Raw genomic sequence first — 22,722 nt, forward strand, 5'->3', positions numbered from 1 at the left:
CACACGCATTGGTCTAGTGCACGCTTCGTAGCAAGCGGCGTATCCGTTATCTGCAACTGCTAAAGCGTGCCGCCTCGCTGTTTGCATAGAGTGCGCGGGAAAAGCGTGGCAACCGGGCGATGCCGCGCTCCGCTGCGCGTGCAGCGATCTAGTGTCGAGCGCGTGGTGGTCATGCCCCAGGCTGACTAACGCGCAAAACGTAGGGGGTTAGCATCGCTTGCCGTCATAGAGGAAGAGGTGGGGCTGCGGTTCGGGGTGCGGTGCCCACCACCCACTCTCCCTCTTTTGGCTGCACTGCTCATGTTCAGATCCACTTGCACGGCCCTTGCGCGCGCGTTGCGCTGGTGCGTCGTGTCGCAAGATGCGTGGGGAAGTTGGTGGGCAGCGGCACTTGGCCGAAGGCGCGGCGATCACGATGAGCTCGCGTGACGGGCCGCCTGCGGCGCGCGGCCAGCTGTCGCTCGGGGACAGGGAGCGCCTGCGTGCCGAGTTCGACCAGGCATTGGCCGCACTGCATGCCGAGCTGTTGGTGTACCTGCGCCGCCGTACGCGCGATGCCGAGACCGCTGCAGACCTGGCGCAGGAGACTTTCTCGCGGATGATGGTGTACCGCGATGCGCCCAACATCGGCGACCGCCGGCTGCTGATGTACCGCATCGCGCACAACCTGGTGATCGAGCAGCGGCGCTCACGTCAGCGGCGGCTGGCGGCGCAGCACGTGTCGCTGGACCAGGTTGCGCCGATCAGCGCCGACGAGGCGGGCGTGGACGAGATTGCCGATGCGCGCCAGACGCTCGATGTGCTGCTCAAGCGCACCTTGCTCGAGCTGCCGCCGAAGTGCCGGCTTGCGTTCAAGCTCAGCCGGTTCGACGGGCTCACCTATCCGCAGATCGCCGCGAAGATGGGGATCTCCACCAAGATGGTGGAAAAGCACATCAGCCGTGCGCTGCTGGCGTGCCGCGCGGCGGTGGGGGAATTGCCGCAGTAACCAGGCTATAAGGCGGCTGGCTGGCGCCGCCGGAAGATGCTGGTAGCATCGTGCGCGAGGGCGCAGCAGACGGCCCGTCGGGAGTCACCAGCCATGCGTGCAGAGTCCGGGCGCATCCACGCGCAGGCGGCCGCCTATCTCGTTCGGCGCGGCAGCGAGACTGCTGCCGAGCGCGCTGAGCGCGAGGCGTGGCTGGCTGCCGATCCGCGCCATCGTGTGGCCTACCAGCAGTTGCTCGAGGTGGACGAACACGCATCGGCAGTGCTGGATGATCCCGAGTTGCAGGCCGCCACTGCACGCGATCTGGAACTGCTGACGCCGGCCTCTGCCCGGCGTCGTCGCTGGCCCTGGCTGTTGCTGGCAGCGATGTTGGTTGCCGCGATCGGCTATGCGGTGCATCACCTGCCGATGCAGTAGCGCGCACTCAACACTCGGCACTCAGCAAACCGCACTGCGTGTTGCAGAAACCGTTGAATGTGCGCTCTGTTGCAGCGCTGCCTGCATATTGCACACGTCGCTGGTAGGGCATTGCGCTTGCGCAACATCACTTGTTGTCGGGGGACGCAATGGCGATGGTGCCGCGCCCAGGACGCGAAGGATGCACATGCAAGCACGACGGGCAGTATCGGGGAGCGGTGTCGGTTTTGATCATGCACGCAGCAGACTGGCAGTGGCGGTGGTCTCGCTGCTGCCGCTGCACAACCTTGCGGCGCAGGAACGCACGGCTGTGCAACGCGTGCAGACCCCAGCGGTGGAAGCGGATGCGCAGCGCGGTGATGCGCCGTGCATGTAGCCAAGGCAGGCGTGGATTGGTGATGGCGATGCGGGCGCAGTGGCCGCGTAGCAGGTAGTGGGGAAAGGGCAATTGCATACACAGCGATGACGTGTCGGGCCCGGATGGGTACCGAGCATTTTGCGTGCGCAATGATTGCTCGAAAATCAAACAGTTAGTGATACTGGTCGCTGCCCGCCGCGTTGCGGTGCCCGCGTTTTAGCAGTGGGTACAGGACCGATCTTGCTCAGCTGGCGATGCGCGCCGGGTCGCCCCGGAGTGCGCCGTCGGCGGGCCAACCCAGGCAAGCCAAAGGACGCAGCATGAAGACACGCACGTTACGCAACGCCATTTCCATCGCCCTGTTAGCCGTGGCGAGCGGGGCGGCAGGTGAGGTGGGGGCACGGGCAGCAACAGCGCAGGGGGCGGCGCAACCTCCGGCAACGGCGCAGAAAACGCCGGCAGCCGTGGCACCGAACGCAGGCGAGCCGCCCAGGCCCGGCTCGCCGGAGGCTGCGATTGCAGCGGCTCCGCCGACGCAAACCGCCGCGACCGAGTTGGAGTCCATCGAAGTCACCGGCACGCGCATCAAGGGCGGTGCAGTTCCGTCGCCGGTGATTTCGATCAGCGCGGCGCGTATCCAGGAAGAGGATTTCAGTGATCTGGGCGAGGTGATCCGCAGCGTGCCGCAAAACTTCTCCGGCGGGCAGAACCCGGGCGTGCTGAGCGGCAATCTGGCCGGGGCCGGCAATGCGAACCAGAACATGACCGGCGGCGCGAGCCTCAACCTGCGCGGGCTGGGCGCCGATGCCACGCTCACTCTGCTCAATGGGCGCCGGCTGGCCTATGGTGGATTCACCCAGGCGGTGGACCTCAGCGCGATCCCGGTGGAGGCAGTGGAGCGGCTGGAGATCGTGGCCGACGGTGCGTCGGCAATCTATGGGTCGGACGCGGTGGGTGGCGTCGGTAATGTGATCCTCAAGCGCGACTACGACGGGGTAAGCGTTGGCACGCGCTTCGGGCGGGCCACGCAAGGCGGGCTCACCTCGCGGCAATACAGCGTTACGGCCGGCACCACCTGGCGTAGTGGTGGAGTGATCGCGACCTATCAGGACGTGTCCGCAGACCCCATCTACAGCCGTCAGCGTAGTTACACCACTCAACTCACCGACCCGTCCACGCTGTATCCGGGCAGCGACCTGCGCAGCGGGCTGCTGAGTGCCTACCAGGCGCTGGGCGACAACGCCGAATTGCGCCTGGATGCGTTACGCACTGAACGCGACCAACTGCACTTTTACGCTGTCAGTGGCCGCAACAGCCGGGTCACTCCGACCACCACCAGCCTGCTGCTGTCACCGAGCCTTGTGGTGTGGTTGCCCAACGACTGGACGCTGACATTGGGCGCCACCGACGGCAACAGCAAGCACGATCAATACCGCCAGGAGACGGCGCTGGCCAGCGGTGCGGTGAGCGTGACCGACCTGTGCTATTGCAACGACAGCCGCAGTTACGAGCTGGGCGCGGAAGGGCCGCTGTTCGCGCTGCCGGCAGGCGATGCGCGCCTGGCCACCGGGGTGGGGTATCGCAGCAACACGTTCCGTAACGTCAACCACGTCAGTGGCGTGGAGACGATCGACGGCAGCGAAAGCGCGCGCTTTGCCTATGCGGAGCTGAACCTGCCGGTGGTGGGCCCGGCGCAGGGCGTGCCCGGTGTGCAGCGACTGACGCTGACAGCGGCGGTGCGCGGGGAGGACTACAGCAGCTTCGGCGGGGTGACGACGCCCAAGTTCGGTGTGCTGTATGCGCCTGGCAGCGATGTGACGCTCAAGGCCTCGTGGGGCAAGTCGTTCAAGGCGCCCACGCTGTTCGAGCGCAACTACGCGCAGGAGGCGTGGCTGTTCCAGCCGGGCGCGTTCGGCGGGGTAGGCTTTCCCGCCGGGACGACGGTGCTGGTGGCCGATGGCGGCAACCAGGATCTGCAGCCGGAGCGCGCCATCACCCGCTCGGTCTCGCTGGCCTGGCACCCCGAGGCGCTGGATGGCCTGGAGGCGGAGCTGACCTGGTTCGGGGTGGACTACAGCAACCGCGTGCTGCAGCCGATCGCCAATGCCAGCCAGGCGTTGCGCAATCCGATCTACGCGCCTTTCGTGGACCGCACGCCGACGCCGCAGGCGCAGGCCGATGTGATCGCGCTCGCCAGCCGGTTCTCCAACTTTGCCGGCGTCGCCTACGACCCGAGCCGGGTGGCGGCAATCATCTACACGCAGTACGCCAACGTGGCGCAGCAGGACATCAAGGGTCTGGACCTGAGCGGTAGCTACCAGGTGGCGTTGGCGCGCGGCACGCTGACCTTGCGCGGCTCGGCGAGCTGGCTGGACAGCACGCAGCAGACGTTGCCCGCGCAACCGACGTTCGATCTGTCCGGCACGCTGTTCAACCCGCCCAAGCTGAGCAGCCGCGTGGGCGCGGTGTGGAAGCAGGGCGGGCTTACCGCCTCGCTGTTCGGCAACTACCGCGGCGGGGTGCGCAACCGCGCCGACGGGGTGGAGTCGGCATCGTTCACCACATTCGATATGGCGTTGCGCTACGCCACCGGCGCACGCCGCGATGCGTGGGCGGGGCTGGAGTTCGGTGCGTCGGTGGACAACGCCTTCGATCGCGCCCCGCCGTTGTATCGGGTGACCTCGCCGCTGTATGTGGCGCCGTACGACTCCACCAACTATTCGGCGATTGGTCGCTTCGTGAGCGTGTCGGTGTCCAAGCACTGGTGATGCATCGGCTGCCTGCTGCAGCCGATGTACTGGCGATGGTCCTTGAGCGTTGCTGAGAGGAGTGTGTGCGTGAGGAATCACAAACCATGGCGCCTGCTGCTTGCAGGCGTGCTGATGGCGGCAGGTGCATGCGTGGGACACGCGCAAACGGTATCGTCCCAGCGATTGCTGGAGGTGGTGGATATCGGCAGCCCCACGCTGTCGCCGGATGGCCGCAGCGTGGCCTTTCGCACCGAGCAGGCAGCGGTGCAGCGCAATACCTACGACAGCGTCTGGTACGTGCAGGGCCTGCAGGACGCTGCGCCCAGACGCATTGCCGATGGCGGCGTGCCCTTGCGCGATTCGGCAGGCGGGTCCTTGCCTGCAAAGGTGCTGTGGTCGCCGGATGGGCGCTGGCTGTACTACCGCGCGTTGATCGATGACGTGATTGCGGTGTGGCGCGCGGCGGCGGACGGTTCCGGCGCGGAAGCGGTGACCCACGATGCGGCCGACGTGCAGGAGTTTTCGCTGGACGCGGATGGGCGGGTGCTGCGTTACCGCGTCGGCGCCACGCGCGCGCAGGTCATGGGGGCCGAACAGGACGAGTATGCGCAAGGCATCCGGATCGACGAGACGGTGCCGCTCGGGCAGGGCCTGTTCCGCTCGGGCAATGTGCAAGGACGCCTGGCGACGCAGCGCTTCGGCACGGTGTGGTTCGATCGCACCGGCTTGTCGGCGGATGTGCCGGAGCACTGGCTGGCGCTGGACCTGGCCACGGCAACCACGCGGCCACTCGCGGATGCGCCGGTGCCCGCGGAGGAATCGCCCGTCAGTACGCACGGTGTCGACGGTGACGTGTGGCAGTCCGTGCCTGCGCCCGGTGGGGCGGTGGCGGTGCTGTCGCGTGTGGGTGATGGCAAGGGCCAGCTATTCCGTCCGCAGGTGGCGCTGTCAGTCCTGCCCGGTGCACACGCCCGCAAGGCCGTGCGCTGCACCGCGGCGGCCTGCGTGGACAAGGCAATCAGTGCAGTGCAGTGGCGCCCGGGGAATGCGGAGGTGCTCTTCACCATCACCGATCCTGCACTGGGCCTGGCGCAATCCATTCAGCGCTGGAATCCGGCCACCGGGCGGGTGCAGTTGGTGGTGCAGGGGCGCGGTTTGATCAATGGCGGGCGTGACCCGGCGGCACGCTGCGGTGCCTCGGCCGTTGCGCTGGTGTGCGTGACAGCCGAAGCCGATCGCCCGCCGCGTCTGGAACGTATCGGCCTGGACGATGGCACGCGGCAGGTGCTGTTCGATCCAAATGCGGAGCTTGCAGCGGACATGGCGCGTGCAACGCCTGCACGGCTGTTGCAGTGGAGCGATACACGTGGGCGGCGCTACAGCGGGCAGTTCTTCGCGGCACACGGTACCGGCGCGGGCAGGCCGCCGTTGTTCGTCACCTACTACAGCTGCCCTGGCTTCGTACGCGGTGGCGTGGGCGATGAGTGGCCGCTCGCCGCGTTGGCGCAGGTAGGCATCGCAGCGCTGTGCATCAATCAGCTGCCCGGCTACACCATGGATGCGGTGGAACGGCATGGCGAAGGGCTGGCGGCGGTGGAAAGCGCGGTGGCGTTGCTGTCGTCACAGGCCGGCATCGATCGCACGCGGGTGGGCATGGGCGGGCTGAGCTTCGGCGGTGCGGTGACCCTGTGGACGGCCACCGAGTCGAACCTGCTGGCCGCCGCTTCGGTGGCCAATCCGGTGGTGTCGCCGTCGTACTACCTGTTCGGCAGCATGAAGGGCGAGCCCTTCCTCAAGGGGCTGCGCGACATGTGGGGCCTGGGTGCACCGGAGCAGACACCCGAGCGATGGAAAGTGTTGTCGCCGGCGTTCAAGCTGGAGCGGATTCGCGCGCCCATCCTGTTCCAGCATTCCGAGCAGGAGTATCTGTACGCGCTGGATTACCTGATTCCCCTGCTGCGTGCGCAGCGCGCCGAGCTGTACGTGTTTGCGAACGAGCCGCACCAGAAGTTCCAGCCGCAGCACAAGTTGGCCGTATATGCGCGCAACGTCGATTGGTTCCGCTTCTGGTTGCAGGACTACCAGGACGCTGCGCCGGAAAAGGCCGCGCAGTATGCGCGCTGGCGTGCAATCAAGGTGGCACTGCCGGCACGTGGCGACTAGCGTGTGTGGCGCAGCTGACGCGTGGCACGTTGGCAGCTGCGCCACGCACCTACGCAGTGCAGGCAACCTCAGCGCTGATGACGGACCCAGTTCTCGACCGCACACAGGTCGAAGATGCGCATGACGCTGTGGTCGCCGTCGGCCCCTGTGTGGTCGAAATGGTGGCGCAGGGCATCGGCGTCCAGCAGCCCCTGGCCTGCAAGCCGACCCTGCAGCAGATAATCGCGGATCTGCTGCCTGCCCCGACGATAGACCGCGCCGGAGTAGTTCATGAAGGTGCCTTTGCTGCGGCGATGCAGGATCTGCGCAGGCAGCACATCCGCAAACGCATCGCGTGCGACGGCGCGATTGCGGCCGCCAGCGATCCACATCCAGCTCGGCACTGTCAGGCAGGCCTCCACCACCGGTTGCGACAGCAGCGGCATGCGCAGGTGCCACGACGCACTGCGCGCCAGTCCATCACGGAACACCTGGGTGCCGGCCAGATCGACGATACGTTCGCGGTCGCCGGGCAGGCTGTCGGGTGGGGCATCGAACCAGGGATGCGATTGCAATGGAATCTCAGCCTGCGTGCTTGGCAGGAACGATCGATCCGGCTTGCGTGGCGGTCCGGCCTTGGCGAGGAGTTTCTTGATCGTCAGCCTGCCTGCCTTCCAGAGCGTGCATTGGTGCAGTTCTGCAAGCGCATGGATTGCGCTGAAGCCGGCGCGCAGGCCGCCTGCACGGAAGGCGTCTGCGGCGGGCGCGGCGGTTCTGGTGTTGCAGAACACGGTGTCGCCCCCGCCGCCGGAAAAGAAACTGGTGATGGCCAGCTGCGTGCCGATCGCTTCTTTCAGCGCATTGGAGGCATGCTGCAGAAACCAGGTGCTGGGCGCGACCGCATGTGCCGGCGGTGCGAAATCGACCGGTGCAGCGTCGAGCCCCAGCGTGCGCACGATCAGCTCGGTGCCCAACAGATCGCTCATCTGCCGGGCATAGTGACGCTCGTCGGCGCCAGGCACCGGCGTGACCAGATTGCAGCACGCCACGCGCGCGGCGGTGTCTTTCAGGCATGCGGCGAGGATGGAAGAGTCCAGGCCGCCAGAGAGTTCCAGTAGCACGGACGCATCGGTCCGCGCCCAACACGTGACGCTGGAGGCCACCGCCTGACGCAGCTGTGCCTGTGCGTCGAATGGGTCGTGCCGACGCCGAGAGACTGCGACGAAATCCCAGGGGTTCCAGACTTGCTCGACACTGCTGTGGTTGGACTGCAGACACAGCTGGCTGCCCGGCAGCAATTCGCGTACGCCGACAAGCCCGGTGCGCTCGGTCTTGAGGTGCGGGTAGTGCAGATGATGGGCGATGGAGTCCCAGTCGATCTCACGCGTGTACACACCCGCATGCGTGGCGATCGAGATGTCTGAAGTGATGAAGCCGTGCTGTAGCGCGTAAACGCATGCCACACCGCCGGAAGGCTCGCGCATGACGGTGATGGCGCTCGGGTCCGCGCGCGGTGCATGCAACAGCAGGTACTCACCCCAGTGCGTCTCGATCAGGTGCTGCGTCCGCTGTGCTGCGGACAACGCATGCAGCGATGCGCCGTCCAGTAAGGGGGCGTTGTCGCGCTGCGAAAAGACATGGCCGATCAGTGCGCCACCACCAGGCAGGTCGAGCACGGGCGTGTCGTCTGATGCATACAGGTCGATGTGCCAAGTGCGTTGCCGTAGCTGTAAACCGATCTGGCGCAACGACGCATCGATGCCGGCGCGTTCGCCATCGCGGTGCGCCTGCGCATGGTTGAACAAGGCGATGTAGCGGTACATCACACCACCCGGATGGGGGTATGCGCGTGGACGTTGCCGACCGTGTCGTTCAAGACCAGATCGCCTGTCTGTACCCAGCAATGGGCCGAAAACGGATCGAGTGCGACCCCGAAGACAAGCTGGGCGTCGAGCTGGCGCCTACGCAGGAATCTTGCCAATGCGACTGAATCGAGCAGGCAGCGCATCTCGACCGGCACCCACACGCGTGCGCGCCGGAAGACGGACGCCGAATCGGTGAGCCGTTGCTCGAGGCCGGCGAGCGAGCGTTGCTGCATCCCCCGACCCTGTGCTCCAGCGGAGAGGCTGCCAAGTACTCTGCCAAGCGGGTTGCATTTCAACGCCAGGCGTGTGGACAGCACAAGTGCCAGCACCTCGAGCTTTTCAAGCAGCTGTGGTCGTCGCGCCGGTACAGGCATTTCCATCGCGCTACGCGCAACAGGCATGACGGGAAGCTGCGGGCCGACAGTCGCTTGCGACCGCTCCACCAGCAAGCCCCGTTCGACAAGGTCGTTGATCTCCAGGTCCGACACCGGGTCATGTGCCAGGTAGGCGAGCAGGGAGTGCTCCGGTGCCTGGGGCAGGCGGAAATAGCGGTCGTTGCCGACATCCAGGAATACCAGGCGCTCGCCGATGCGGCAGAACGTTAGGTCGTTGCGCAATGTGTAGCGGTGCATGGCGCTGTCCTTGAGAGAAGGGGCGCACCGTTGCAGTGCGCCCCGTGGCCCGGGAAGTTGCTCATCGGCATGTACAGCCGAGTGGCGACCGCCGCGCGTTGGCTGCGCCTAGTCCTGGCTGATGCCCAGCGTGGTGCTGCCACCCATTTCTTCGCCTGCCAGTGGCCCGCCCTGTGTGTCCAGGCTTGCGATCCCAAGCACGATGAGATCCTGACCAAACGTCGTGGTGTGCGCGTCGTTGTTGCTGGTATCCATGGTCTCTACTCCTGGTGGGAGAGGCGTGCGCTCAGGCACGCCTCGGGTTCACTCTTCGGAAATGCCAGGCACGTTGAAGCCGCCGATTTCTTCGCCAGCGAGCGGGCCGCCTTTGGTGTCGGTGCTGGCAACGCCAAGCACCGTGATCTCGCTGGATGCATCGCTGTAGGTGGTGTCATTGATGTTCATCGCTGTCTCCTGGTTGTGCCATGGGGATCCATGACGCAGACACGTTAGGAAACGGGCGTATTGATTTTCAAATGATTAAGTCGTGACACCGTCATAATTAAATGCACTGTGTGACCGCCATCGAAGATGGCCGCGCAAATCTGGCCGGTGGCGTCGCATCGCACCTTTCACGCCACATCAGGCGCACGTCACAGGCAGCTCGCAAGCACAGCATGCAGGTCCCGCAATGTGCTGCGCTGACGACACTCAGTCGTCGAAGCTGGAAGCCTGATTGATGCGCTCATTCATCGCCGCCACGATGCGCGGCACGGCCTGGATACGGCGTACGTGATAGGCATGCAACGCTGTCTGCAACGCGGCAAGGTCGCGCTGCTGCCAGTGCAGCGTGAGCTCTGCCAGTTCTTCTTCGAGAGAGTCGAGCAGGCCATGTTTGGCACGTCGCACCGGTGCCAACCGGTCGTTGGTCTGCCTGACGGCATGATGCAGCGACCAATGCGCCGTGGCATGGGCGATGGCGTCGAAGAGCTTCCAGGTCTGCTTGACCACGTCCGCAGGTGCGGTGGTGGTCTCCAACTCGCCAGGGGCGTGCGGTGTCGATGCAACGCCGATATCGCAGGCCATCCGCAGCAGGCGGTCCATCCAGTCGTAAAGATCCCGCAGTGCGACCTCGGTGAGCAGCGGCACCTGCAAGCCATAGCGTGCGTGATCGATGACCAGGCCTTCGCCGACCAGGCGATGCAACGCAAGGCGTACCGGCGTGGGGCTGACCTTGAACTCGGCAGCCAACGTTGTCGGATCGATGCGCTGACCGGGTCGATACCGGCCGGATTGCAGGGCGCGCCTGACCTGCGTATAGGCGATGGTACGTTTGGAGTGGATCCCATGCATGGCGAACTCCTTGTCTGACCGCGACTCCTCCCCTGGCTGGATCGTACATGCAATGGCTGCGGCAGGAGTTGCTGCGGTAGTCCTTTTTAGTCCCAGGCCTGTCGCATCGTGCCGCTACGAGGCAGGCTTGGAGCCAATACCCTGTCCCGACAGTAATAGTTTTGATAACGCACAAACTAGGATCAAAAAAGAGGGCCGCCTGGTATGCCAGGGCGGCCCTCGTGTGGACATTATCTGTTCCTGCTATCGCGTGGCACGCCTGTCGTGCCAGACGCTGTGCCTTGTTTAGCGGAACGACTCGCGCAGCCGCTTGCCTGCGTACTCCTGTGCGGCCTTGGCCTTGGCAACGACTGCGGCGCAGCCGAAGAACTCGTGCGTTACGCCGGTGTAGACCTCACGCTCGACCGGTACGTTGGCGTCCTTGAGCGCGTCTTCCAGCTTGGCGCCATCGCTGCGCAGCGGGTCGATGGTGGCGTTGATGATCGTCACCGGTGCCAGGCCGCGCAGGTTGGCGTTGACCAGGTCCAGACGGGTATCTGCCTTGTCGGCGTCGCTGCGGATCAGGTGCCCCACGAACCATTCGATCATGGGCTTGTTCAGAGGCTTGGCGATGGCGTTTTCGATGTAGGACTCGGTGTGCAGGCTGCCGGTCTGCCCGACCGGGTAGACCGCCAGGATATGCGTCGGTGCCGGCAGCCCCTTGTCGCGCGCGGCCACGGCCGTGGCGATGGCGAGGTTGCCGCCGGCGCTCTCGCCTGCGAGGGCGACACGCTGCGGGTTGCCGCCGATGCTTGCCGCGTTTGCCAGCACCCATTCGTAGGCGGCCAGCGCGTCGTCCCAGGCGGCGGGGAACTTGTGCTCGGGCGCCTGGCGATAGTCGACCGAAACCACGATGGCGCCGGTTTCCTTGGCGAGCCCGCGCGCGCCGCCGTCATAGACCTCGGCATTGGCGATCACCCAGCCACCGCCGTGGAAATAGACGATGACCGGCAGTGCGGTGCCACCTTGCGGGGTATAGACGAAGGCCGGGAGATTGCCGGCGGGCGTTTCCAGCGTGTGGGAGGTGCGCTTGACGCCGGGCACCAGCGCCTCCGGGTCGGCGGACTTGCCCTGGTCGTGCAGGAGCTTGTTGACCGCATCCGCAATGGTCGGCTGCTGCCGGGCTTCGGCTGGCGTCAGCTTCTCGATGGCCTTGGGCTCGAGCGCATCGTGGGCCTGGGCCAGGTCGTGCATGTCGTCGTCGGCACGGATTGCGCCGATGACGTTGGAGAGGGTGTCGATGATCGGGTTGGGCTTGCCGTGCTCTGTCATGTGGGCGTCTCGGTTGATTGACCGTGACGCTAGCGGCGGTGCAGTCAATGGGGCGACAAGGGAGCTCGGCCGTTATGCACATGGCGGCAACATTCGCAGCAGGCGCCGTGCAGGCACCTGGCGACTGAAAGCCCTTACCAATCCGTCGGCGCATAGTCCTTGAGGAACTGCCCCCACACATGCTCGCCGGTGTTGGCGCCGTGGATGATGGGGTCGACGATGCGCGCGGCGCCGTCGACGATGTCCAGCGGCGGGTGGAAGCGTTCCTGCTGAACCTTGAGCGCGGCGATGTCCGCCGGATCCTCGTCGGTGACCCAGCCGGTGTCGACGCTGTTCATGTGGATGCCGTCGTTCTGGTAATCGGCCGCCGAGGTACGCGTCATCATGTTCAACGCGGCCTTGGCCATGTTGGTATGCGGATGCCGGGTGGTCTTGAAGTTGCGGTAGAACTGCCCTTCCATCGCCGAGACGTTGACGATGTGCTTGTCGCGCTCGGGCGTGCGCAGCATCAGCGGCTTCAGCCGCGCGTTGATGATGAAGGGGGCGATGGCGTTGACCAGCTGGGTTTCCAGCAGTTCCACCGAGGGCACTTCGTCCATCAGCAGGCGCCAGGAGTTGCGCCCGCGCAGATCCACCTGCTGCAGGTCCTGATCCAGGCGTCCATCCGGGAACAGGTGCTGCTGGCCGACCAGTTCGTCGTCCAGCAACGCCACCTGCGACAACTCGGCGGCGCGGGTGAGACCGTCGGCGCCGTCCAGGCCGCGGCCATGCACCGCCGGCAGCGCCATTGCCGAGGCATCGCGCAGCAGTTCGGGCGTGCGCAGGCCCTCGTAATGGCCGACCAAGTTGCGTACGGTTTCCGGCAACTCATGCAGCGCGGCGGTCTCGCCGGCCATCATGTGCGCGTAGAACTGCGGCGGGCGGCGCACCGTCTGGCAGGCGTTGTTGATGATGAAGTCCAGCCGGTCGCGGGTGGCCAGCAGCTGGCTGCAGAACGCTTCTACGCTGGGGGTGTGGCGCAGATCCAGGCCGAACACCTGCAGGCGATGGCCCCATTCGCTGAAGTCCGGCTCCTGCGCATAGCGCGCAGCCGAATCGCGCGGAAACCGCGTGGTGACGATCAGTTCCGCGCCGGCGCGCAGCAGCTTCAAACCGGCCTGATAGCCGATCTTGACCCGTCCGCCGGTCAGCAGCGCCACGCGTCCGCGCAGGTCGGCAGTTTCGGTGCGCTTGAAGTAGTTCAGCTCGGCGCAGGCCGGGCACATCTGGTCATAGAAATGATGCAGCTGGGTGAACTTCTGCTTGCAGACGTAGCAGTGGCGCAACTCCGGCGAATGCGTGGGCTCCGGTGCGGCAGTGGCATTCTGGCCGTTGTGCGCATCGTGCAGGCCGGCGGCATGCGGCGGGAAGAAGTTGGGCGTGCTGAACACCGGTTTGCGCCGCAGCGCGCGGATGCCGCGCTGCTCGAGCAGCGCTTCGGCCTTGCGCACCTTCTCCTGATGCCGCTCGCGCTCGCGCTGCTTGAGCAGCTGCCGCCGCGCCTTGGGCTCGGGGTGATACACCCTGGCCACCACCTGGTGCAGTCGCACGCGGTCGGCCTCGGGCAGCGTGTCGAGCACGCTGCGGTCGGCCTCGATGGCCTCCAGCAGGTCCAGCGCCGCGCGCAGGCGGTCGGTCAGGGGCAGGTCGTCGGCGGGCGGGGGTGGGGCGTTGGTGTTCAAGATGGATCCGAAAAAAGAGCGACAGAAGGCGGAGCGCATGCAGCGGGCGGCGCGGTGGACGCGATGGATGGCGGCCAGCGGCCACGCTGGCCTGGACCGCCGCCGCCGCAGGCCGGAGCGCCCGGACCGCAGCTATTTTCGCCGATCCTTGGGTGCGCGCGCCAATGACAGGGCTGGATGGGTTGCGACGGTGCGGGCGTCGCTGCCGGGGATGCATCCAATCGCCGCGCAGGGCGTGCGCCAGGTTCAGCTCTCAGCACGCGGCTGGAAGGTTTGTGTGTACGTGTTTGCATGCAGCGGCGTGTTGCCGCCCGTCATGCGGGAGGCCGGGGTGCGATCGCGTTTCGGATTGGATAATCTTTCCCCATACCGGAGGGGCTTCACGCCCATCCATTCAAGGGGACATTGATGAAGAATTCCATGCTGGCTTTCGGGCTGGCCGGCTTGCTCTGTGCGTGTACGGTGGTCTCGCCCGATCCGGGGCAACAAGCCGTGCTGGTGGATAAACCGCTGTTCTTCGGCAAGGGTGGCATCCGCCTGGACGATGTGCGTGATCCCGGGCGCACGTACACCTGGTTGACCACCTCTGCGTCGTATGTGGATGTCACCCCTCAAACCGTGCAGGTGGCCTTCGACGATTTCTCCTCCAGCGACAATATCCTGTTGGACTTCTCGACCCAGATCCAGTACCGGATCACCGCCCCGGCCTTGCTGCTGTCCGGGTTTGGGCAGGACTGGTTCAAGAACAATGTCGCCAGCCAGTACGCGTCCATCGTGCGCGATCAGGTCAAGCGCTATGACATGACCAAGATGATGAGCGACCCGGATACCGCCAGGAAAATCGACGATTCGGTCACCCAGAACGTCAGCGCGCTGGTCAAGCAACAAGGCTTGCCGATCCAGATCCAGAACATCACGCTCGGACGCGCGCGCCCCAATCCGGACGTGTTGCAGCAGATGAACCTCACCGCTGCGCAGCAACAGCGTGTCAAGACGCTGGTCGAGGCGACGACCGCAGAGCGGCAACGCGAGCAGGAACAGGTCGCCAAGGCCGATGCCGACAATGCATACCGCAACCGCATGGGCCTGACGCCCGAGCAGTACCTGGCCAGCCAGATCGCCGAGCTCAATGCCGATGCCTGCAAGAAGGCGCAGGCCTGCTACATGGTGCCTTCCGGCACGTCGGTGATTGCCAAGTAGCGTGTGTCGCCAAATTTCGGCAAGGCAACATGTGTTGCCTTGCCGTTGCATGTCTTGGGCTTCAACAGCCAGTGATCATTGCGTTCGCTTCGGTCAGCCGAAGATAGCTCTGGGACGTTGCAATGCGTCGCGCGTTCTGGAATGACACGCAGGTCAGTCCAGCTGTCCAATGATGGCTCAAGTGACCGGCAACTTCCTTGTTGCCTTGCCGGGTTAACCGTTTCGCTCGACCATGCCCAGAATGATCGCCTGCAGTTCGTGCTGCGCCTGCGCTTCGCTGAGATCGTCGGCAACGGCGGCGTCGGAGAGTGCGTCGGCAGCGCCGAGCATGGCCCATAGGCTGGCGGACGAAATGCCGGATGATGCGCAAAAAGGCGCCAGCAGCGCTGCGCACTTTGCGATGAAGGCGTGTTGGTATTGTTTCTTGACGGCGGCCAGTTCCGGGGAGCCGGTGAGGGCGGCGACGACGCCGGAGATCTCGCGTCCCTGGGTCAGCACGCAGTTGACGTAGCTGGTGGCGATCACGCGGGCCTTGTCCTGCAGGGTCGCCGCAGCGGCCTCGACGGCGGCGTCGAAGATTGCCGTCTGGCGCGCGTCGTAATCCTGGTAAAGCGCGGCCAACAGCCCGTTGCGGGTACCGAAGTGGTCGTACACCACCGGCTTGGTCACGCCGGCCGCGTCGGCCAGCCTGCCCAGCGTCAGGGCATCGGTGCCTTCCTCGCCGATCAGTTGCCATGCCTTGGCCAGAAGCTGACGCGTGCGTTCTTCCCTGGGCAGGCGGCGGCGTGGCGATATATCGGGCGGTGGACTCATCGAGACTCTGGGGCGCTTGGGCGGTGGTCGGCAAACAGCTTACGGCCAATCGCCCACGCGGTCTCCAGATGCGCTGCCGGAAAGCCAGGATCGGAGGCAAGCAGAAACTGCGATGTTGCGACCGGTGCGCCGCAGTAATCGAAGATGCCGTGGGCGATCTGCGTCTGCATGGCCTGGTCGTAGCCATGGCGAGCGAAGGTACCTGCGTCCGCACCGCCCACAGCCACCAGGTGGATCTGCAGGCGCTGTAGTTTTTTCACCACGTTGCCGTTTTCCGATTCTGCATAGGCCCAGCCGTTGGTGAACACACGGTCGATCCAGCCTTTGAGCAAAGCAGGAAACGACCACCAATAAATCGGGTAGACCAACACCAGGGCGTCGGCCCGATCGAGCCGCGTGTGTTCGGCGGCGACGTCTGCCGGTGCCGGCGCCTTTTTCTGGAACAAGGCGATGTCCGCTGCGGTGAAGCGCGGGTCGAACCCTTCCGCCGCCAGATCGGCAATTTCGACCGAGTGTCCGGCCTTCGTGGTGGCGAGCCCATCGGCGAGGCGGGCGACGACCGCGTGGGTCAATGATTGGGTGTCCGGGTGTGCAACGACGATCAGGGTGTGCATGGATTGGTTCGGTGGGATTTAATTACCATTAGTAACTTACTTTTGGTATATTGTCGACCTCGGCGAAATTTCGCCCTGCGTTGTGGGCCGATCTGCGTCTGTTGCTCATAGGGCGTGCAGGCCCACTGCAACGCTGTGTTTGCCGATGAAACGCCCGACCATCGCGCTGCCTCCAAATCGTCTGCGCTACGGTGATCCTTCAACGTTGCAGAAGGAGAGCTAAATGGGCCTATTGGTCGATGGCAAGTGGCAGGACAGTTGGTACGACACCGACAAGAGCGGTGGGCGTTTCGAGCGCTCGCAATCGCAGTTCCGCAATTGGGTGACGCGCGATGGCAGCCCCGGCCCGCATGGGGACGGTGGCTTTCAGGCCGCTCCCGGGCGCTATCACCTGTATGTGTCGCTGGCCTGCCCGTGGGCGCATCGCACATTGATCTTCCGGCGCCTGAAAGGTCTGGAGTCGATGATCGACGTGTCGGTGGTGCACTGGCTGATGGGCAAGCAGGGCTGGACGTTTGCGCCAGGGCCGGGCGTGGTGGGCGATGCGCTCCACCAGGCGCAGCATCTGTACGAGGTCTATCTAAAGGCGGATCCGCAGTATTCCGGGCGCGTGACCGTGCCGGTGCTATGGGATCGCGAGCGCAACACGGTGGTCAGCAACGAGTCGGCCGACATCATTCGCATGTTCAATAGCGCCTTCGACGCGGTTGGTGCTGCGCCCGGCGATTTCTATCCGGCGCCGCTGCGCGAGCAGATCGATGCGATCAATGCGCGGGTGTACGACACCGTCAACAATGGCGTGTACAAGGCGGGCTTTGCCACCACGCAAGCTGCGTACGAAGAGGCGGTGGTGCCGCTATTCGAGAGCCTGGATTGGCTCGATGCGCGCCTTGGCCAGCAGCGCTACCTGTGCGGCGACCGGCTCACCGAAGCGGACTGGCGGCTGTTCACCACGCTGGTGCGTTTCGACGCGGTGTATGTCGGCCATTTCAAGTGCAACCTGCGGCGCATTGCCGACTATCCGCAGTTGTCCGGCTACCTGCGTGAGCTGTATCAGATGCCGGGTATCGCAGACACGGTGAATTTCCAGCACATCAAGCACCATTACTACCAGAGTCACGACATGATCAACCCCACCGGCATCGTGCCGCTGGGGCCGGTGCTGGATCTGCAGGCGCTGCACGGGCGTGGCGGCTGATGCAGCTGTTCGCCGAATGCTGCCGGATATCCACGTGCTGCCCTAAGCTGTGCGCCTTCGATACGAACAGGAGTGATGCGTGCTGAATCATGTGATGGTGGGATCGAACGATATTGCGCGGTCCAGGCAGTTTTACGATGCGGTGCTCGGCGGCGTCCTCGGTGCCGCTGAACCACTGGTCAACCCTGCCGGCTCGGGCCATGTGCGCCTGTTCTATCGCCACGCCGGCAGTACTTTCGTTGTCAGCGAGCCGATCAACGATGCGCCCGCGACCAACGGCAACGGCGCCACCGTGGGCTTCAGCTGCGGCTCGCCCGAGCAGGTGCATGCCTTCCACGACGCTGCGGTGGCGGCAGGTGGCATGTCCATCGAAGATCCGCCGGGCGTGCGTGAAAGCCGCATGGGGCCGGTCTGGCTGGCCTACGTGCGCGACCCGGACGGCAACAAGCTCTGCGCGATCTACCGGCCTGCGTAGGCTGTGATCCCTGCGCTGCTGCGACTGCCGCAGCGCAATCGCGCACCGTGTTATTGCTTCGCTATGGCGACGGTGGAGCAGCCGTCGCCATAGCGCGCCCTGTGGTTGCGGTTGGCGACAGACTTAGGTGAGGGACGTCGCGCTAATGCTTGGCCGCATCGCGCATGATCAACGTCGCCGCGCCCACCGTGATCGCGTCTTCGACCACGCCGGTACTGGTCTGGCCGTAGCGTTCGATCGCACGCATGCGCAGGTTGAAGGTGAGATAGGCGGCCGCCACTGCGGTGGACGCGCCCATCAGTGCGGCGACGCCGCGCTGATGGCGGGGAGCCAGGGCCGCGCCGACGATCACGCCGGTGGCGATGCGCGCGATCATGCCGGGCAGCACGATGCGGTCGGGCGCGGTTTTCATCTTGTCGCCTGCCAGCTCGCCGCCGGCAAGCGCGAGCATGCCGGCCGATGCCAGCGGATTGGCCAGCAGCGGCGGTGCGCCGTTGTCGGCAGGAAGCTTGCCGGTACGCGCAGCATTGGTGACCGCCGCCAGCGGCGTCATCGAGCGCATGCCGGCGACGGCGCCCATCAGGATGGAATGAATCAAAGCCATGTACACCTCTGCATGTGCTCAACAATCGCAGGCGGAATGCGCTGCGTGCGGCACGCTGTATGGATGTGCACACACTAGGACGGCGCATGTATGGGCGTTGGCAAGAGCTTGTGCATGCCGTGCATTGGCGGCGCCCGCACGGCACTGGGTGTGCTTGCGGTGCGCTGCCGGGGATGTATCGGCTTGCGCCGCGCAATCAGGCGCGCGGCATTGCACTCAGGGTGCCTTGGTGCCCAACAGGAACTTCAGCCCATGGGTGATGCCGCGCGGCGCGACACTCAGGTGATCTTCGTCGTTGAGCACCTCCAGCTCCAGCCGCAGCGACGGATACTGTCTCGCGCGCAGCGTCTGCACCAGGTTCCTGGCGTCGATCACCATGTCGTACTGCTTGTTGTAGCGCACCTGCTCGTACTCGCCGACGTACATGTAGACCCGCGCCGGTGCATCGGTGTGTACCGCAGCGAAGCGCTTTTCCTGCGCGGCCGTGGCGTGCTCGCCGTACCAATACGAGGGGCTGCCAAGCAGATAGCCGGAAAACATCTGCGGTGTGCTCAACAGGATCTGGGTGCCGAGCAGGCCACCGTAGGAATGCCCGAGAAACAGGCGCCTGCCTTCGTCGGTTCGGTAGCGGCCGGCAATGAAGGGCAGCACCTGCTGGCGCAGGTAGGACGCGTAGGCCGCACTGCCACCGTGGGTTGCATTGGGCGGTGCGGTGTCGCCATTTTCCAGCGTCGGGGTGTAATCGCGCCGCCGGCTGGGCATTGGCTCGTCGCCCACCGCGTAGGACAGCCCGACCAGGATGAAGTCCTCGATTGCCGGCCCGTCGCCGTTCAAGCGGCGCGCGATCTGCCGCACCACGGGGAACGCATAGTCGCTATCGGTGACGTAAAGAACCGGATAGCGACGCTCCGGGTGGTCGGCGTAGCCGGCCGGCAAGCCGACAACGACCTGATAGCGGCGGCCTGATGCCGGATCCGGGACATCCCAAACCTGGCTGTCGACAATCTCGTACGGCCGGCCTTCGCCGCGTTGCCCAGCTAGCGCGGTGGCCATGGCCGCTTTGGCAGGTGCCGGTGCTTGCTGCGGCACAGCCGCCTTTTCCTGCGGTGCGGGTGGTGCATTGATGCAGCCAACCAGTGACAAGGCGAGCAGCCCTGCCGGCAATGCCTTGTTCACCATTCTCTCCTGACCACGCGCGGCATTCCCGCGCATCAATTCAAACGGCCGACATACGCCAGCACGGGAGCGGCCGCCATATCGTTCGGGTTGGTGCCAGGCAGGCCTTGCGGCACGTCCATGCCCTTGCTGCGGTAAAAGTCGGTCCAGTACTGCGAGACCTTGCCGGTCTGCAGGTTCTTGAAGTTCATCGGTTGCAGGGCGAACACGTGTTGGGCGCGGAACGCGCGTTCGATGAAGTCCGAGCAGTAGTAGCTGTTGTCGTCCTGCACGTAGGTCTGGTTATAAGGCTTGCCAAGCATGCGCCGTGCCTGCGCGATGGCGCCGGGGATCGCATTGCGCTGTTCTTCCGTCAGCCGGTACACATGGATCTGTCGATGCTTGGCGTTGGCTTCTTCGACGAATGCCTGCAGCGGCTGCTGCCGCGAGCCTTGTTCGTCTGCGTGCAGCAGCACCTGTCCGGTAGCGTCATGGGCGAGCAGTGCCACATGATCGAAGCTGGGGGCATCCTGCCTGGCGGTGGCATCGTCGATGGCACCGCTCAGGCCGGTGCGGGCGGCGGTGACGAACAGCAAGTCGCCGTCCTGCAGCTGTACGGCGATGGAGGTGGTGGGCAGTAGCGCCAGTGCAAGCACGGCGAGCAAGAAGAGGGTGCGCATGGGAGGCCGGCAGGTGGTGCAAGGGCCACCATTATCGCCAGGAACGCAGGCCGGCTGCCGATGCGCGACGCGCTCTGTAGAATGCAACTGCCAGCGGGCGTCGCCGCCGCCATCGCGTCGCGGCAATCCCTGTCCGTCTGGAGTGTTGCATGCGTGCTTCTTCTGCGTTGTCGCCGATCGGTCGGCTGTTTGCGGTGGCCGCCTTTATCGAGGGGCTGACCTGGGCCGGGTTGTTGCTCGGCATGTTGCTCAAGTACGGCACGCACACCACCGAGCTTGTGGTGTGGCTGTTCGGGCGCCTGCATGGCGCGGCCTTCCTGCTCTATGTGGCGGTCAGCGTGCTTGCCGCGCTGCGCCTGCGCTGGCCGTGGTGGGCGTGGGCGCTGAGCCTGCTGGCCGCGTTGCCGCCACTGGTGACGGTGCCGCTGGAAATGTGGTTCCGGCGTATCGGCCTGTTGGGTGTGCCGACGCGAACTGCCGGCTGACCGCGCCGGGGCGAACCCCGATGCGGCGTGATCGCCATTGCAGTGGAGGCGATCGACCAACGCATCCGCTGTTTGTGGACGCCACTGGCGATCGGCGTGGTAGAGCATGCACCTGCCGGACGATGTGCCGTCTGAGACAAATCGACGGGTCGGTGCGCATCGGTTCGGGGATGCTGGGGTTCTCGGGCACTCGGTGCTTTCGCAGATAGCACGGCAGCGTTCTCGAGAGCATCGATCATCGGTGCTGTTCCGTTGTGGCAGCAGGCCGGCAGTCGCTGTGTTCAATGGCAAGCGTTGATGGAGCGTCCAACGCGTCCGGGTTCGGGCATCGGTGGTCGCAATCCGGCATGGACCCAAGGCGAACGGATCCATGGGACCACACGCAGGTGACGTAAACAGAACGTCTGGATCCGAGAACCAGCGGTCCGGATCTGGCGGTGACATTCCTCGATTCATTGGTTGACAGCATCAGGAGACGATCCATGCAAGCGCAGAAGAAGCCGTTTTTTCCCTTTGCTCTGAGTTCGGCCCCGCAGGTGACCAGCATCGCGAGTGCGATCGGTACCTCGCGTGTATTGGCTGCCGTCTCCAACGATCCGTTGCCCATCGATCAGCAACTTGCAAACGCATTCAATGCCAATAATGCGGTCATGGCCTATGTCTTGGGCATCGGCAACACGCAGTTGCCGACGATCTCGCCTTCGCCCACGTGGTACAGCACGTTCCAGACAGCGTTCAGCGATGCACAGATTCACGCCAATGGCTGGTATCCGATTGCGACCAATCTCGTCAGTATCCCCAACTCGATTGCGGGCTATGGCATTTCCTTCAATGTCAGCATGTCCACCATCAATTCCCTGGTGGCGGTGCTGCAGAACGATCCGACCAATGCCGCTGCGATTGCTGCGCTGAAGTCTCAGTTCGGCAGCATGATCTCCCAAATCACGTCTTATACGCAGAGCGCGGTGACTGTCCAGCAGTCCATCACCACATTCAGCAATAACCTGACCTCCGATGCGGCAGTGCTGGCGCAGGCAGTCGTTGACTCGACCAAGGAGCAGGAGGTGGATCAGGCCAAGATCGCTGCGTTCAAGGCCGATATCGCGTCGCTGCAGTCGGAAATCAGCCATTGGCAAACCGTCGAGACGGCATCTGCGATTGCTGCAGGTGTCGCCTTCTTTACTGGTGCGGTGATTGCAATTTTCTCGTTCGGGATCGGCTTGGCATTCGGGATCGTCGCCGCAGCAGCACTGATCACGACGATGGTCATCGCATCGAACAAGATTCAGGCGTTGAAGAGCCAGGTAGAGGCCGACAACAGCAATATGAATGCTGTGACCCAGCAGGCGGCGAGCCTGGCGGTGCTGAATGACCAGGTCAATGGATTGATCGCGCTTTCGCAAGCGGCCAGCACGCAGATTTCCCTGGTGTTGCAGGTCTGGCAAGAGCTTGAGTCCGAGTTGAATACCGTGGTGACGGACTTGACCAACTGCAACGGAAACGTCACCAATTTGAACCTGCCGCAGCTTCAGTCCAATCTGAATTCCGCCAACCAGGATTGGCAGACCTTGGTGGGACTGTGCAATACAATCGCCTCGATCAAGTACAACCAGGCAACGCCCGCCACCGCGACGATTCCCGACCCCGCCACTGCCTGACGATTGGCATTGCATGGTTGGATGAGGTGGCTGCATTGCCGAGCCACGTGCATCGAGTCGCCATGGACTGGTGAGCATGTGGCCGGGCTGGCGGAGGCGTGTGGATGTCCACACTCTTCCGTCAGCCCGCCATCTGAAGCGCGTCAGCGGCCAGCGATGTTCCGCTTACCGGTGCACAGCGCAGTCGTCATCAGCAGGTTCCAGCGCTGTGGAAGCGTACAGCGCCAGTACGTACGGCTGGCGCCACAACGAGCGGCGCGTGTGGCGGTTCGTTGTCTGCACGCTGCTGCATTGGCGTTCTAAGGAGAGGTGCCGTGCACATCG

At 64.7% G+C, this 22,722-nt stretch carries 22 protein-coding genes; 9 read left to right on the forward strand and 13 right to left on the reverse strand.

Annotation, left to right across the window (positions count from 1 at the left end):
• The first annotated feature begins 415 nt into the window (after positions 1 to 415).
• Positions 416 to 988, forward strand: coding sequence for a sigma-70 family RNA polymerase sigma factor (locus ABQY64_RS03270; protein ID WP_349779716.1), 573 nt, complete (start codon positions 416 to 418; stop codon positions 986 to 988).
• Between the two features lie 93 nt (positions 989 to 1,081).
• Positions 1,082 to 1,405, forward strand: a complete 324-nt coding sequence (locus tag ABQY64_RS03275; protein WP_167707697.1) for a DUF4880 domain-containing protein — start codon at positions 1,082 to 1,084, stop codon at positions 1,403 to 1,405.
• Between the two features lie 127 nt (positions 1,406 to 1,532).
• Here ABQY64_RS03275 and ABQY64_RS03280 read toward each other — a convergent pair whose 3' ends face one another.
• Positions 1,533 to 1,859 (reverse strand): hypothetical protein, encoded by a 327-nt coding sequence (locus ABQY64_RS03280; RefSeq protein WP_167707698.1) that lies wholly within the window; start codon positions 1,857 to 1,859, stop codon positions 1,533 to 1,535.
• 224 nt (positions 1,860 to 2,083) lie between these two features.
• On the opposite strand from ABQY64_RS03280, the gene ABQY64_RS03285 reads away from it, so the two are divergent.
• Both ABQY64_RS03285 and ABQY64_RS03290 read left to right on the forward strand, forming a co-directional pair.
• Positions 2,084 to 4,531: a TonB-dependent receptor gene (locus ABQY64_RS03285; protein WP_349779715.1), complete on the forward strand. Its 2,448-nt coding sequence runs from the start codon at positions 2,084 to 2,086 to the stop codon at positions 4,529 to 4,531.
• Positions 4,532 to 4,600: 69 nt separating this feature from the next.
• Positions 4,601 to 6,676, forward strand: a complete 2,076-nt coding sequence (locus ABQY64_RS03290) for an Atxe2 family lasso peptide isopeptidase (protein ID WP_349779714.1) — start codon at positions 4,601 to 4,603, stop codon at positions 6,674 to 6,676.
• 68 nt (positions 6,677 to 6,744) lie between these two features.
• On the opposite strand, the gene ABQY64_RS03295 is transcribed toward ABQY64_RS03290, so the two are convergent.
• The 7 genes from ABQY64_RS03295 to ABQY64_RS03325 all read right to left on the reverse strand — a co-directional run bounded on the left by ABQY64_RS03295 (position 6,745) and on the right by ABQY64_RS03325 (position 13,516).
• On the reverse strand, positions 6,745 to 8,478 hold the full coding sequence (locus ABQY64_RS03295) for a lasso peptide isopeptide bond-forming cyclase (RefSeq protein ID WP_349779713.1): 1,734 nt from the start codon (positions 8,476 to 8,478) through the stop codon (positions 6,745 to 6,747).
• Positions 8,478 to 9,152, reverse strand: coding sequence for a lasso peptide biosynthesis B2 protein (locus tag ABQY64_RS03300; protein ID WP_349779712.1), 675 nt, complete (start codon positions 9,150 to 9,152; stop codon positions 8,478 to 8,480). The genes ABQY64_RS03295 and ABQY64_RS03300 overlap by 1 nt, the downstream gene beginning before the upstream one ends.
• A 108-nt stretch (positions 9,153 to 9,260) precedes the next feature.
• Positions 9,261 to 9,407, reverse strand: coding sequence for a benenodin family lasso peptide (locus tag ABQY64_RS03305; protein ID WP_016903880.1), 147 nt, complete (start codon positions 9,405 to 9,407; stop codon positions 9,261 to 9,263).
• Positions 9,408 to 9,455: 48 nt separating this feature from the next.
• Positions 9,456 to 9,596 (reverse strand): lasso peptide xanthomonin 1, encoded by a 141-nt coding sequence (locus ABQY64_RS03310; RefSeq protein ID WP_104538648.1) that lies wholly within the window; start codon positions 9,594 to 9,596, stop codon positions 9,456 to 9,458.
• Between the two features lie 246 nt (positions 9,597 to 9,842).
• Complete coding sequence (locus ABQY64_RS03315) at positions 9,843 to 10,484, reverse strand: GntR family transcriptional regulator (RefSeq protein ID WP_349779711.1); 642 nt, start codon at positions 10,482 to 10,484, stop codon at positions 9,843 to 9,845.
• 285 nt (positions 10,485 to 10,769) lie between these two features.
• Entirely contained in the window at positions 10,770 to 11,795 is a 1,026-nt protein-coding gene (locus ABQY64_RS03320; protein ID WP_349779710.1) for an alpha/beta hydrolase, read from the reverse strand.
• A gap of 134 nt (positions 11,796 to 11,929) precedes the next feature.
• Complete coding sequence (locus ABQY64_RS03325) at positions 11,930 to 13,516, reverse strand: SDR family NAD(P)-dependent oxidoreductase (RefSeq protein WP_039523264.1); 1,587 nt, start codon at positions 13,514 to 13,516, stop codon at positions 11,930 to 11,932.
• A 420-nt stretch (positions 13,517 to 13,936) separates the two neighbouring features.
• Between ABQY64_RS03325 and ABQY64_RS03330 the strand changes: the two genes are divergently transcribed.
• The gene (locus tag ABQY64_RS03330; RefSeq protein WP_047129562.1) at positions 13,937 to 14,716 is read left to right on the forward strand and encodes an SPFH domain-containing protein; all 780 of its coding nucleotides are present in this window, start codon (positions 13,937 to 13,939) and stop codon (positions 14,714 to 14,716) included.
• Positions 14,717 to 14,929: 213 nt separating this feature from the next.
• Here ABQY64_RS03330 and ABQY64_RS03335 read toward each other — a convergent pair whose 3' ends face one another.
• Both ABQY64_RS03335 and ABQY64_RS03340 read right to left on the reverse strand, forming a co-directional pair.
• Positions 14,930 to 15,529, reverse strand: coding sequence for a TetR/AcrR family transcriptional regulator (locus ABQY64_RS03335; RefSeq protein WP_126967288.1), 600 nt, complete (start codon positions 15,527 to 15,529; stop codon positions 14,930 to 14,932).
• Positions 15,526 to 16,143 carry an NAD(P)H-dependent oxidoreductase gene (locus tag ABQY64_RS03340; protein WP_065046146.1) on the reverse strand — a complete coding sequence of 206 codons (618 nt, stop codon included), beginning with the start codon at positions 16,141 to 16,143 and terminating at the stop codon, positions 15,526 to 15,528. Before ABQY64_RS03340 ends, ABQY64_RS03335 begins: the two co-directional genes overlap by 4 nt.
• Before the next feature lie 223 nt (positions 16,144 to 16,366).
• On the opposite strand from ABQY64_RS03340, the gene ABQY64_RS03345 reads away from it, so the two are divergent.
• Positions 16,367 to 17,341, forward strand: coding sequence for a glutathione S-transferase family protein (locus ABQY64_RS03345; protein ID WP_167704827.1), 975 nt, complete (start codon positions 16,367 to 16,369; stop codon positions 17,339 to 17,341).
• A 79-nt stretch (positions 17,342 to 17,420) separates the two neighbouring features.
• Entirely contained in the window at positions 17,421 to 17,816 is a 396-nt protein-coding gene (locus ABQY64_RS03350; protein WP_349779709.1) for a VOC family protein, read from the forward strand.
• A 142-nt stretch (positions 17,817 to 17,958) separates the two neighbouring features.
• Here ABQY64_RS03350 and ABQY64_RS03355 read toward each other — a convergent pair whose 3' ends face one another.
• The 3 genes from ABQY64_RS03355 to ABQY64_RS03365 all read right to left on the reverse strand — a co-directional run bounded on the left by ABQY64_RS03355 (position 17,959) and on the right by ABQY64_RS03365 (position 20,255).
• Positions 17,959 to 18,420 carry a DUF4126 domain-containing protein gene (locus ABQY64_RS03355; protein WP_349779708.1) on the reverse strand — a complete coding sequence of 154 codons (462 nt, stop codon included), beginning with the start codon at positions 18,418 to 18,420 and terminating at the stop codon, positions 17,959 to 17,961.
• Positions 18,421 to 18,636: 216 nt separating this feature from the next.
• Entirely contained in the window at positions 18,637 to 19,596 is a 960-nt protein-coding gene (locus tag ABQY64_RS03360) for an alpha/beta hydrolase (RefSeq protein ID WP_374151338.1), read from the reverse strand.
• A gap of 35 nt (positions 19,597 to 19,631) precedes the next feature.
• A complete protein-coding gene (locus tag ABQY64_RS03365) occupies positions 19,632 to 20,255 on the reverse strand; it encodes a YiiX/YebB-like N1pC/P60 family cysteine hydrolase (RefSeq protein ID WP_349779707.1) in 624 nt (207 codons plus the stop codon).
• Between the two features lie 149 nt (positions 20,256 to 20,404).
• Here ABQY64_RS03365 and ABQY64_RS03370 point away from each other — a divergent pair, with 149 nt between their 5' ends.
• Positions 20,405 to 20,740, forward strand: a complete 336-nt coding sequence (locus ABQY64_RS03370) for a DUF3817 domain-containing protein (protein ID WP_349779706.1) — start codon at positions 20,405 to 20,407, stop codon at positions 20,738 to 20,740.
• A 482-nt stretch (positions 20,741 to 21,222) separates the two neighbouring features.
• Positions 21,223 to 22,398, forward strand: coding sequence for an HBL/NHE enterotoxin family protein (locus tag ABQY64_RS03375; RefSeq protein WP_102254894.1), 1,176 nt, complete (start codon positions 21,223 to 21,225; stop codon positions 22,396 to 22,398).
• Positions 22,399 to 22,722: the final 324 nt, after the last annotated feature.

Source organism: Xanthomonas sp. WHRI 7065 (genome assembly GCF_040203115.2).
GTDB lineage: Bacteria > Pseudomonadota > Gammaproteobacteria > Xanthomonadales > Xanthomonadaceae > Xanthomonas > Xanthomonas arboricola.

Coding starts and splice junctions, on each gene's coding strand:
- ABQY64_RS03270 (WP_349779716.1), top strand. CDS start 416: ATGAGCTCGCGTGACGGGCCGCCTGCGGCGCGCGGCCAGCTGTCGCTC.
- ABQY64_RS03275 (WP_167707697.1), top strand. CDS start 1,082: ATGCGTGCAGAGTCCGGGCGCATCCACGCGCAGGCGGCCGCCTATCTC.
- ABQY64_RS03280 (WP_167707698.1), bottom strand. CDS start 1,859: ATGCAATTGCCCTTTCCCCACTACCTGCTACGCGGCCACTGCGCCCGC.
- ABQY64_RS03285 (WP_349779715.1), top strand. CDS start 2,084: ATGAAGACACGCACGTTACGCAACGCCATTTCCATCGCCCTGTTAGCC.
- ABQY64_RS03295 (WP_349779713.1), bottom strand. CDS start 8,478: ATGTACCGCTACATCGCCTTGTTCAACCATGCGCAGGCGCACCGCGAT.
- ABQY64_RS03300 (WP_349779712.1), bottom strand. CDS start 9,152: ATGCACCGCTACACATTGCGCAACGACCTAACGTTCTGCCGCATCGGC.
- ABQY64_RS03305 (WP_016903880.1), bottom strand. CDS start 9,407: ATGGATACCAGCAACAACGACGCGCACACCACGACGTTTGGTCAGGAT.
- ABQY64_RS03310 (WP_104538648.1), bottom strand. CDS start 9,596: ATGAACATCAATGACACCACCTACAGCGATGCATCCAGCGAGATCACG.
- ABQY64_RS03315 (WP_349779711.1), bottom strand. CDS start 10,484: ATGCATGGGATCCACTCCAAACGTACCATCGCCTATACGCAGGTCAGG.
- ABQY64_RS03320 (WP_349779710.1), bottom strand. CDS start 11,795: ATGACAGAGCACGGCAAGCCCAACCCGATCATCGACACCCTCTCCAAC.
- ABQY64_RS03330 (WP_047129562.1), top strand. CDS start 13,937: ATGCTGGCTTTCGGGCTGGCCGGCTTGCTCTGTGCGTGTACGGTGGTC.
- ABQY64_RS03335 (WP_126967288.1), bottom strand. CDS start 15,529: ATGAGTCCACCGCCCGATATATCGCCACGCCGCCGCCTGCCCAGGGAA.
- ABQY64_RS03340 (WP_065046146.1), bottom strand. CDS start 16,143: ATGCACACCCTGATCGTCGTTGCACACCCGGACACCCAATCATTGACC.
- ABQY64_RS03345 (WP_167704827.1), top strand. CDS start 16,367: ATGGGCCTATTGGTCGATGGCAAGTGGCAGGACAGTTGGTACGACACC.
- ABQY64_RS03355 (WP_349779708.1), bottom strand. CDS start 18,420: ATGGCTTTGATTCATTCCATCCTGATGGGCGCCGTCGCCGGCATGCGC.
- ABQY64_RS03365 (WP_349779707.1), bottom strand. CDS start 20,255: ATGCGCACCCTCTTCTTGCTCGCCGTGCTTGCACTGGCGCTACTGCCC.
- ABQY64_RS03370 (WP_349779706.1), top strand. CDS start 20,405: ATGCGTGCTTCTTCTGCGTTGTCGCCGATCGGTCGGCTGTTTGCGGTG.
- ABQY64_RS03375 (WP_102254894.1), top strand. CDS start 21,223: ATGCAAGCGCAGAAGAAGCCGTTTTTTCCCTTTGCTCTGAGTTCGGCC.